Annotated in this window: 12 protein-coding genes; 5 read left to right on the top strand and 7 right to left on the bottom strand. The window is 46.7% G+C overall.

Annotation, left to right across the window (positions count from 1 at the left end; translation table 11 throughout):
* The coding region (locus tag L9W92_RS16095) for a hypothetical protein (protein WP_240084759.1) at positions 1–349 on the top strand (349 nt) is incomplete at its 5' end.
* Between the two features lie 58 nt (positions 350–407).
* Here the strand turns inward: L9W92_RS16095 and L9W92_RS16090 are convergent.
* The 6 genes from L9W92_RS16090 to L9W92_RS16065 form a co-directional block, all read right to left on the bottom strand.
* Complete coding sequence (locus L9W92_RS16090; RefSeq protein ID WP_240084758.1) at positions 408–713, bottom strand: type II toxin-antitoxin system RelE/ParE family toxin; 306 nt, start codon at positions 711–713, stop codon at positions 408–410.
* Positions 706–969, bottom strand: coding sequence for a type II toxin-antitoxin system Phd/YefM family antitoxin (locus L9W92_RS16085; RefSeq protein ID WP_240084757.1), 264 nt, complete (start codon positions 967–969; stop codon positions 706–708). Before L9W92_RS16085 ends, L9W92_RS16090 begins: the two co-directional genes overlap by 8 nt.
* 131 nt (positions 970–1,100) lie before the next feature.
* Complete coding sequence (locus L9W92_RS16080; RefSeq protein WP_240084756.1) at positions 1,101–1,391, bottom strand: hypothetical protein; 291 nt, start codon at positions 1,389–1,391, stop codon at positions 1,101–1,103.
* Between the two features lie 326 nt (positions 1,392–1,717).
* Positions 1,718–3,238, bottom strand: coding sequence for a hypothetical protein (locus tag L9W92_RS16075; protein WP_240084755.1), 1,521 nt, complete (start codon positions 3,236–3,238; stop codon positions 1,718–1,720).
* Positions 3,235–4,599 (bottom strand): HAMP domain-containing sensor histidine kinase, encoded by a 1,365-nt coding sequence (locus L9W92_RS16070; protein WP_240084762.1) that lies wholly within the window; start codon positions 4,597–4,599, stop codon positions 3,235–3,237. The genes L9W92_RS16075 and L9W92_RS16070 overlap by 4 nt, the downstream gene beginning before the upstream one ends.
* Before the next feature lie 16 nt (positions 4,600–4,615).
* Positions 4,616–5,338 carry a response regulator transcription factor gene (locus L9W92_RS16065; protein WP_240084754.1) on the bottom strand — a complete coding sequence of 241 codons (723 nt, stop codon included), beginning with the start codon at positions 5,336–5,338 and terminating at the stop codon, positions 4,616–4,618.
* Between the two features lie 209 nt (positions 5,339–5,547).
* On the opposite strand from L9W92_RS16065, the gene L9W92_RS18705 reads away from it, so the two are divergent.
* The 4 genes from L9W92_RS18705 to L9W92_RS16045 are packed head-to-tail and all read left to right on the top strand — an operon-like array spanning position 5,548 to position 9,536.
* Positions 5,548–6,435, top strand: a complete 888-nt coding sequence (locus tag L9W92_RS18705; protein WP_240084753.1) for a GDSL-type esterase/lipase family protein — start codon at positions 5,548–5,550, stop codon at positions 6,433–6,435.
* 30 nt (positions 6,436–6,465) lie between these two features.
* Positions 6,466–6,993 (top strand): DUF4358 domain-containing protein, encoded by a 528-nt coding sequence (locus L9W92_RS16055; RefSeq protein ID WP_240084761.1) that lies wholly within the window; start codon positions 6,466–6,468, stop codon positions 6,991–6,993.
* 37 nt (positions 6,994–7,030) lie between these two features.
* Positions 7,031–8,389 carry an MBOAT family O-acyltransferase gene (locus tag L9W92_RS16050; RefSeq protein WP_312038114.1) on the top strand — a complete coding sequence of 453 codons (1,359 nt, stop codon included), beginning with the start codon at positions 7,031–7,033 and terminating at the stop codon, positions 8,387–8,389.
* Positions 8,390–8,411: 22 nt separating this feature from the next.
* Positions 8,412–9,536: a DHHW family protein gene (locus L9W92_RS16045; RefSeq protein ID WP_240084751.1), complete on the top strand. Its 1,125-nt coding sequence runs from the start codon at positions 8,412–8,414 to the stop codon at positions 9,534–9,536.
* Positions 9,537–9,636: 100 nt separating this feature from the next.
* Here the strand turns inward: L9W92_RS16045 and L9W92_RS16040 are convergent, their stop codons facing one another.
* On the bottom strand, positions 9,637–9,777 hold the full coding sequence (locus L9W92_RS16040) for a hypothetical protein (RefSeq protein WP_240084750.1): 141 nt from the start codon (positions 9,775–9,777) through the stop codon (positions 9,637–9,639).
* Between the last annotated feature and the right edge of the window lie 75 nt (positions 9,778–9,852).

Raw genomic sequence — 9,852 nt, 5'->3', positions numbered from 1 at the left:
TTCGATGAGCATTTTTGATTCCCCCGCTCACTCAACTTCTTTCATGAATAATTATACCATTTTTGGACAAAAATTTTGGACAAAAAGTCCATCTGCATTGCTGCAAACGGACTTTTTCAGTGCCCTTTTTTACAAGGGTTTTATGGTTTTACCTATCCAATTATATCACTGTGTTTCGAGTTTTGTGGAAGACCTCTCTGTTGGCTTCTACTATTTTCGGGAATGCTTATCTATTAACAATTATAGGGTTAACTCCTACACTAAAGAATTTCAACCGTTGACTGTTGTTCGTATATATTTTTCACCATTCCGGCGGCTATTTGGCGATTTTAAGAATTCCTTCTCTTAAGCCCGTCAGGCGGCAACGCTTACTTCCTGATACGCTACTTCGTCAAAGGAATGTTCCGCTAAAGCAAAAACTTATAGTCTCTTTTCCCGCTAATAATGCGCCGGATTTCCACTGTCTCGTTGTCCAGCAGAACGTAGAACACCAAGTAACTATCGACTATCAGAATACGATATCCTTGCCGGTTTAATCTTCGATTTTTGGGTATCGTACCGATCAGTGGGAAGTCTTCAAACTGTAAAATGCTCTGCTCGATATTTTCAGCCAGCTTAAGAGCGGCAGTAGGATTATCGTTAGCGATATAATCAACAATTTCGGCCAGATCCTGCTCTGCTGCCTCAGTGATACTAATTAAATGCTTAGGCATGGATACGGCTCCTTAAGCTTGCCATAACATCACGGAACGGGCGACTTTTTCCGGCGCGGCTTTGTTCTTCGGCCTCATCCAGCTTGTCATAAAGGTCTAATAGGGCTTGCTGTTCTTCAAAAAGCTGCTGGCTCATGATGACTAAATGCCCGTTACCGTTCTTGGTGATAAAAACCGGCTTCTGCTCTTTTATGCAAATCTCCTCAATCTCTGGAGTTTTGTTCTGCAAATCGGAAACGGGACGAATTATTGGCATATCGAACACCTCGCAATAAATTTTACATTATCATTATATCATAATTTTGACAAAAACTAGGTGTGCCGAAGAAGTGGTAAAATCGAAAGTCCATTATCATGTTACTAGAATTCATTGTACGCGAGAACCACTTATTTTTCCTTATTATCAAAACATAATATCTGCTCATTAGTTAAGATGTCTAAAAGGATTTCCTGCTCCACCTTTCTATCGTTTTTTTCCATAGCTTCCATTAACTTTATTAGTATCGGGTTATCTACTTTAAGATTTTGCAACAGGTGCTTATCTCCAGATGATAGATAGCCTTCAGAATAAACTACCGCACAATCCTTCCTTTCATACAACCCCCGCCTTAAAACCTCTTCAAAGATTGTTTTGTTCTCTACTATTAAAATAGTCTCGGCATTATTTATAAGAACCACAAATTCTTTTATACACTCGTCTGACAGAAAGATCGCTGGAAAACCCCGGTAAGAATAAGTGAAATCTCCCGATATCCAACAGCCGGTGGCGTGGGGGTAAATCCCTAGTGGTCTTGTCTTTCCTTCGCCCTTTTGTATTTCTACGCACCGTACCGGCGGTGCTTTGTACTGGTTGCCCTATTTAAAAATACTCCCTTCATAGTAACAATTCTATTATTTTCAACTGCCTACTACAAAGGGAGCATATCATGAAATTAAAGAAAGGGGTTGTTTTTTGAGCAGAACCCTTTTTTGTCTTCTATGCAGGCGCAAGGCTGTCCTCCCGTTTACTTGACTTGAGCGAGATAGGTTTGGAAGGTCAGGGACCAATTTCCCACATAATATTGTCCCAAAGCCCATTCAGCCATGATGACTTCTTCGCCCTCTTGTAAGGGGATCCTTTCCAAAGGGTGTTCTTCCAGGTTTCCCTGATACATTCCATAAACAATAATTTCTTTGTTCGTGACCACCAGCGCCAGATCTTTATTCGGTGAAATTAAGACATCAATCGCATTGGGAACATGATTTTTCACCCGGGACCAGGGGATATTTAGCTGATTATAGAAGACGACTTGGCTCGGCGCCAGGAGGTCAATATCGTAATCCGCCGTTACCAAGACATTGTTTTGGGGATAACTTAACCGGCCTTTAAGGATCCAATATCCCTTTTTTCTGGCCAGGCCAAAATTCTCTTCATCCGCCGAACCCGCCTGTTTCACTTGGAGTTGCTCCAGCAGGTTTTGTTTCCCCTGTTCCATGGGCGTAAGCGCACCTGGTCCGGCCAGATCGGTAATCTTCACCGCTTTCATGCCAGGCAAACTATCAACGGTGAAGATGTGCAGCTTACTTTCCTCCTTGATGCTGCCGTCGCTCACGGATGTTTGTTTTACCGTTTCTTCGATGGAAACATAATCATTACCGATATAGTGAATCCGGCGGTGAATATAACCTTCCTTTTCCTCCCAGCTTGAAGAAGCCAGGGACGGTTCGAAATCTTTCTGTTTTTCCTCTCCTAAAATATGCTCAACGATTAAAAAATCCTCCTCTTTTTTCTCCTCTTTTTTTCTGACAACCTCAAGCTCATAAAAACCGCTTTTGCGAGGGAAGACAATCACGTTTGTCGCTAACACAGGGGCCAGTTTTTGATCTTCCAGGGCCAGCCAAAGAGTGCGGTAATGTTCACCCTGACGACCCTGCCGGTCCTGATCAGAAGCGCGCAGTCCGAGCAGGACACCTGTATGTCTACTGGCGGTTTCTGTCAAGTTGCCGATTTCCAAGATATCCGTGGTCTCGGAGGAAGAGAAGACCGTGGCGTCCACATCGTCGGAGATTTTCTTGACCAGATAGCTGTTGTTAAAAAGAGTCAGTAACAATTTGTCGTCATCTTCCCGCAGCAATTCACACCAAAACAAATGATTGTCGGAAAGGGTGATTACCTCAATTTCCGGGTTTCCAAAACGGAATTCCTCCGGTAAGGCATGCTGCTGAGAGAGCAGGTAAGTTTTCGCCTCGACTCTTTTTACTCGATAGCGGGGATGGGGCAAAAGATACTCACCCAACAACACATTGCTCTCCGCAAAATAAAGGTTTTTACCTACCCAATTTTGGGCAAGTTCCTGGTTGGCGGCCGTACTCTCCTTCAGGAGGGAAACGATCTGCCAGGTGCCTTGCAGGGGTGGCTGTCGATTTTGGGGAGGGACCAGCCTGAGGGTAAAATCTGCATTCCGGCCGATAAAGCCGCCGGCCTGGAGGCCTAGAAACCCTACCAGAAGCAATAAGAGAAAGATAGCTCCCCATACTTTCTTCACTTTACGTTCACCGCTTCCCGGAGAGGTAACGTAATGGTAATGCGTGTGCCCTGGCCAACCCTACTATTGATCTCCAGTTTTCCCTGCATCAGCCGGATAATTTCATCAGAGATAGAGAGGCCGATCCCATTCTGCGATTTACTGGATTTCCCCTTATAAAACTTCTCTTTCACTCGGGGGAGCTCCTCTGGGGCAATCCCGCACCCATTATCCTCAATATAAAAGTAATAACACTCGTGATCGGAGACGGCGGTCAGGGAGACTTGCCCGCCGGCAGCTGTAAATTTGAAAGCGTTGTCCAGCAGATTCAGCAATACTTGCTTCAAGCGGTTTTCATCGGTGTAAAGGAAAGGGTTATCAGCCGCATACCCGACCTGAAAATCTATTTCTTCCCGTAAAGCTCTGGGAGCTAATTGGATCCGCAGGTTTTCACAAAGGTCCGCAATATTCACCTTGTCTTTTTTTAAGGTAATCGTCCCGGATACAAATCCGGAGAAATCCAAAAGCTCGGTCACCATATGGGTTAGCCGGTCACTTTCCTTTTCAATAATGTCCAGGCCGTCCTGTAAGAGCTCTTTGTTTTCATAACCCTGTCTGAGCGTGACAGCCCACCCTTTAATCGAAGTTAAAGGTGTGCGTAATTCGTGGGAAACCGAGGAAATAAAATTATTTTTTAGTGCCTCCTTCTTGATAATCTCACTGGCCAGGTAATTTAGCGTGGCGGCGAGTTTCCCGATTTCATCTTGTGACTTATGGGCGCTTTTCACCCGAAAGTTCCCTCTGGCCATTTCTTCCGCGACTAGGATTACTTTCTTGAGCGGATCCGTAACGGTCTTGGCTAAAATAATACTCACCAACCCGGAGAAAAGAATGACCAGCCCACCAAAAGACAAGTATCTGTAAGCGATGTTCCTGATTTCTTCGTTTACTTCCCTTAAGGAAGCGACAAACCGTAAGACCCCCACCTGCTCTTTCGCCACCACGATCGGGCACGCGGCAGCCATGACTTTTTCCGTATCGTAGGGAACGCGCCCCACCCAAAGCCCTTGCTCTCCCTTCAAGGCCTGCCGGACATCATCCATTTCCGTAACAGAGTCGGCTAGGTAGCCCAGGGAATTCATTAAGACGCGGCCGTCCATATCAATGATTTCTACCTGAGCCGTTACTTGTTTCCAAAATGTATCCATATCATTGAAAACATTTTCCTGCAGGGTCGCATCGGAAAAGTACCGGACATAGAGATCCGTAGAGGTTTGCAGCCGGTTTACCAAAATGTTTTCCAAATTTTTATTATAGTTATGCCGGATGCTCGAAATTAAAAAAAATTCCAAAACGAGCACAGTAATCACGATGATGAACATAAAATTCAAGATAACTCTACTCTTGATACTTATAGGTGCTCCCCTCCCCCTTCAACCGGTAGCCCACTCCCCAGACTGTTTCTATCCACCGGGGAGCAGAGGGATCTTCTTCCAGCTTTTCCCGTATTCTGCGGATATGGACATCCACTGTTTTCAGATCACCAAAATAATTCCGTCCCCAAACGCCATTCATGATTTCGTTCCGGCTGAATGCTTTCTTGGGATTGCTTAGGAATACTTTCATGATGGCAAATTCCGTGGGCGTTAATTCTATTTCCCGGCCACTTTTATAGAAATGCTGCCCTTCCAGATCCAGCATGAGCCGCCGGAAAAAAATACAATTTGTTTTTGCAGGAGGAGGACCGGGCAGTTTGCGCAAATTAGCTCGAATTCTGGCGATAAGCTCCAAAGGGTTAAAGGGTTTGACCATATAGTCATCGGCTCCCAGATCCAACCCCATTATTTTATCCATATCCTCCCCTTTGGCCGTTAACATGATAATCACGATTTGCGGCATTAGCCGCCTGATCTGCATACATACTTCAAAGCCGTCCATGGATGGGAGCATTACATCTAAAATGACCACATCAGGGGTAAAGGTTTTGGCCATCTCCAGGCCTGTTTCCCCGTCCTCAGCCTCGAGTACCTCAAAATTATTTCTATGTAAATTAATGGCGATAAATTTCCGGATAGAGATTTCATCTTCCACGATCAATACTTTCGCCTGGTCTGCTTGCATGGAGGCTCACTCCCACACTTCTCTTTTCCAGGCTATTGTACTATAAATTTAAAGCCATTTTCCAAAGAATTTTTTTTTTGGCCTAAACTGTAACTTTTTTGTAACCAATCTTAATGACTTTGTAAATCAATGTCGAATGAAAGGGAATAAAATGAAAGAGAAAACAGATTGTTTTTTTGAATTTTTTCCGGAAGGGAGATTCCCGCGCTGTGGAAAGCAGTTCTTACAGAAGACAATATTCTTCTTCGCCTCCGGCGTATTTTCGCCTTGCGCTGGTGCTCCTTTTGCTTGCTGTGGCCTTGGGCGCCTTGGCTGCTTTTTTCCGTCCGGCTTATACCAACGGAATGCAGGACAGCAATACGCCGGCAATGTCCCCGGGGGCCGGGTCCCCACCGGCGGAGCAGCCCATCACCGGGCCTACAGCATCAGCGCCAGACCGGCAGGATGAGGTTCCGGTTCCCCCGGTGGCCGGTGCCTATGATTATAGCCGACCCGTGCCGGCAGCTGAAGTTGCCGTTACGGACGACTACTTCCAGGACAGCGTTTTTATCGGCGACTCCCGGACCAAAGGCTTCCAAATGCTCAGCGGTCCCCGGCAGGCCACCTACTATACTTCTACCGGCTTAAAGGTGGATACGATCTTAACCAAGCCGGTGGTGAAAGCTGCCGATGGCAAAAAAACGACCATTATGGAAGCTTTGCGCCAGGAATCATTTAAGAAGGTCTATATTATGCTGGGCATCAACGAGCTGGGCTGGGCTTACAGCGACTTGTTTATCAAAAAATATGGTGAAGTCATTGCGGAGATCCAAAAAATTGAGCCGGAGGCGGAAATTTACCTCCAGTCCATCCTCCCGGTCTCCGAGCAAAAATCCCAAAGCGATCAAGTTTTTAATAATACCAACATCAGCAAGTATAATGGGTTAATTCGACAAATGGCCGCGGAAAAAAGCCTTTACTATCTGGACGTGGCCCAATGTGTTCTTGATCAAGAGGGAAACCTGGCCAGTGACGCCTCCACCGACGGGATCCACCTGAATAAAGATTATTGCGATCGCTGGCTCGCTTATCTTAAGCTTCATTATGTTGCTCCATAACAATTTTTGCTGGGGGAGAGTGGTGTGGAAATGCACAGGACGGGTGGCTTGTTGCTTATGGTGTTTTTGGTGATCATGATGGCTCTGCCTGGCTGCAACAAGGCCGATACTGATTTTACTTTGGATGTGAATGCATGTGCCGAAACACTCCGGGAGACCATTGCCTTTCAAGACACCCTGACCGCCATTAGCGACCAAATGATCGCCGTTATTTATCCCATCGACGCGCAGGATGTCGTAAAACAAAAGGTGTATGTCAGCAGCGGTGCGACTGCAGAAGAAATTGCGGTTTTTGAGGCTGTAGATGTTGCCGCCGCCCAAAGAATTGAAACTGCTGTTTGGCAACGAGTCGCCGACCAGAAAACAAGTTTTCAGGATTACGTGCCCTCAGAGTTGCCCAAACTTGCCGACCCTTTTCTTTCGGTGAACGGCAAATATGTCATCCTTTGTATTTCGGGCCACAATGAAGCAGTAAAAACGGAGTTGAACAAGCTTTTTAATAAGCAGGGGGAAAAACTATCCCGGGGCGACAAAGGACAACCATACCATGGTCTTTAGCAGCCTATTCTTTCTTTTTGCCTTTTTGCCACTCGTCTTGTTACTTTATTATACCGTTCCGCACCGTTACAGAAATTTCATCTTGTTCGTCTCCAGTTTAATTTTTTATGCCTGGGGCGAACCCGTCTATATTCTGTTGATGTTCTTTTCCACTCTAATCAACTACGCGCACGGTCTGCTGCTGACCAGGTCCGGAGAGAAAAAGAATAAGTCCCGGTTGGTCCTGATCTCCGCCCTGGCCACCAACTTGGGCTTATTATGTTTTTATAAGTACTATGACTTTTTGCTGGAGTCCATCAATAGTGTCCTGGGTACATCCTTGGCGGTTCTGGGGTTGCCGCTGCCACTGGGCATCTCCTTTTATACCTTTAAGGCGATTTCCTACATCATTGATCTTTACCGGGGCGCCGGACCTGCCCCGCGAAATTTCATTGATTTCGGCACTTATGTCTCGCTCTTTCCGCAACTGCTCGCAGGTCCCATCGTCCGGTACCAAACGGTCTCCGCACAATTAAGGCAGAGAAGGGAAGGATTTGCTGGTTTTGGGGAAGGGGTCAGGCGGTTTGTGGCCGGACTGGGAAAGAAGGTATTACTGGCGAACAATCTGGGCTTCTTCTGGGCCCAAATTCAGCAAGCTCCGCCCTCTGAACTAACCGTCTGCACAGCTTGGCTGGGGATTATTGCTTTTGCTTTGCATATCTATTTTGATTTCAGCGGTTATTCGGATATGGCTATCGGTTTAGGCAAAATGTTCGGTTTCACCTTTCCGGAAAATTTCCAATATCCCTACATTTCCCAGAGTATCACCGAGTTTTGGCGGCGCTGGCATATCTCCCTGGGAACCTGGTTCCGGGATTATGTCTATCTTCCCCTGGGAGGAAACCGCTCCGGCAAGCTGGCGCTCTACAGAAATTTGTTTCTGGTCTGGTTCCTGACGGGCTTGTGGCACGGAGCCAGTTGGAATTTTGTGCTCTGGGGGCTTTACTACGGCCTTATTCTAGCGCTGGAGAAAACTTTCCTTTTTAAATGGCTCTCCCTGGCCCCCCGCTGTCTCTGCCATGCTTACGCCGTTTTGCTGATCCTGCTGGGGTGGGTGTTGTTCGCCTTTGCTCACTTACCCGCAGGCCTTGCCTATCTGCAAGTATTGTTTGGCCTCCACGGCAGGGGATTTTGCGATCAGCAGGCTCTTTATTATCTTTCTACTCAGGTCGTTTTAATCCTTATTGCCTCCCTGGCCTCGACACCGTTCAGTAAACATGTGCAAGAAAAACTGCTCGCCAGGTCAGCAGCATGCTATTATACCGCGGCCACGCTCTCCTGTTTGATGGTGCTGCTCCTTTCCACAGCTTATCTGGTTGATTCAACCTATAACCCGTTTTTTTATTTTCGTTTTTAAACAAACAGCAGGGGGTGGCCTTATGCAACTTTTCAATAAGATCTTAACCGTCATGATGCTGACCTTCTTGGCCGTCTTCTTCTTGCTGTTTATGATACTGCCCCACCGGGATTTTTCAGAAAGGGAAAACCGTATGCTGCAAAAAAAGCCTGCCCTCTCGCGGGATAATCTGATCTCCGGCAAATTCAGCCATGCCGCTGAAGATTATCTCACCGACCACTTTGTTTTCCGGGATACGTGGGTCGGCCTCAAATCCGCCGCGGAGCTTATCCTGCAAAAAAAGGACAACAACGGCGTGTACTTTGGCCGAGACGGCTACCTGCTGCAGAAGCCGGAAAAACTCAACACGGCCTTCTTGGCGGCAAATATCGCGGCCCTCAACCAATTTGCCGCAACCCTTCCGGCTCCGGTGTATCTCCTTTTGGCCCCGACCTCCGCGCAAGTTTTGGACGACAAGCTGCCGCGGTTTGCGGCACCTCAGCAAAATCTCGACCTGTTTGCTCTGATCAAAAAGCAACTCGGCCCCGACATCCGCTTGATCGACACTTATCCGGCCCTTGCCGCGCACAAGCAAGAATATATTTATTATAAAACCGATCACCACTGGACCTCCCTGGGAGCATATTATGCCTACCGGGAGGCAGGAAGGGTGATGGATTTTCCAGCCCTGGATTTAAACGATTTTAACCTTGAACCGGCCAGCGACAATTTTTACGGCACCCTTTATTCTAAAAGCGGTCATCGTTTTCTGCAGCCTGATTCCATCCATCTCTTCCACCCCAAGCGAGAGCTTGCTTGCCAAGTCGACTACATCAATGAGCAAAGAACCGGCAACAGCCTGTATGCCAGAGAGCATTTACTGCAAAAAGACCAGTACGCCGTTTTTCTTGATGGCAACCACGCGCTGACGAGGATTACCACGCTCAAGAAAACAGGCCGGAAACTTTTGATTATCAAGGACTCCTACGCTAATACTTTAGTTCCTTTTCTCGCCAATCACTACGACGAAATTTATCTTATCGACCTGCGCTACTTCAACGCGCAGCTTAAGCCCTATCTGGAGCAATACGGGTTCAAGGAAATATTGCTGATCTACAATACCCTCTCTCTGGCCGAAGATTCTTCCTTACGTAAAATAGGGAGTTAATTAGGGGGTCAGCCCTTGACATTGGACAAAGTTAATTAGGGGGTCAGCCCTTGACATTGGACAATGGCATAATACTTGCCTTACTCCCGGCTGTCCAATGTCAAGGGCTGACCCTTTGTACTCTTTGTACTCTTCCAGCCAGCTGTTCAAACTCTTTTTTACCAAAACCAAATCTTGTCATTTTTCCCACTCCCAGGCGTAAAGCTCCTGTTGCCGTGAAGTTTTCTTCCGGTGGAAACAAGAACGTCGACCGCCTGAGAGGAGAAAAGAAGTATTTTTTCTGCAATTTTATAAAATTAAAATATAAACCAGGCAA

The organism is Pelotomaculum terephthalicicum JT (assembly GCF_022410535.1).
GTDB lineage: Bacteria > Bacillota > Desulfotomaculia > Desulfotomaculales > Pelotomaculaceae > Pelotomaculum_D > Pelotomaculum_D terephthalicicum.
This window is presented reverse-complemented; position numbering and strand designations above follow the sequence as displayed.

Bases quoted from the DNA above. Each gene is read 5' to 3' on its own strand.
- L9W92_RS16090 (WP_240084758.1), bottom strand. From the start codon at position 713: ATGCCTAAGCATTTAATTAGTATCACTGAGGCAGCAGAGCAGGATCTG.
- L9W92_RS16070 (WP_240084762.1), bottom strand. From the start codon at position 4,599: ATGTTCATCATCGTGATTACTGTGCTCGTTTTGGAATTTTTTTTAATT.
- L9W92_RS16065 (WP_240084754.1), bottom strand. From the start codon at position 5,338: ATGCAAGCAGACCAGGCGAAAGTATTGATCGTGGAAGATGAAATCTCT.
- L9W92_RS16055 (WP_240084761.1), top strand. From the start codon at position 6,466: ATGCACAGGACGGGTGGCTTGTTGCTTATGGTGTTTTTGGTGATCATG.
- L9W92_RS16085 (WP_240084757.1), bottom strand. From the start codon at position 969: ATGCCAATAATTCGTCCCGTTTCCGATTTGCAGAACAAAACTCCAGAG.
- L9W92_RS16045 (WP_240084751.1), top strand. From the start codon at position 8,412: ATGCAACTTTTCAATAAGATCTTAACCGTCATGATGCTGACCTTCTTG.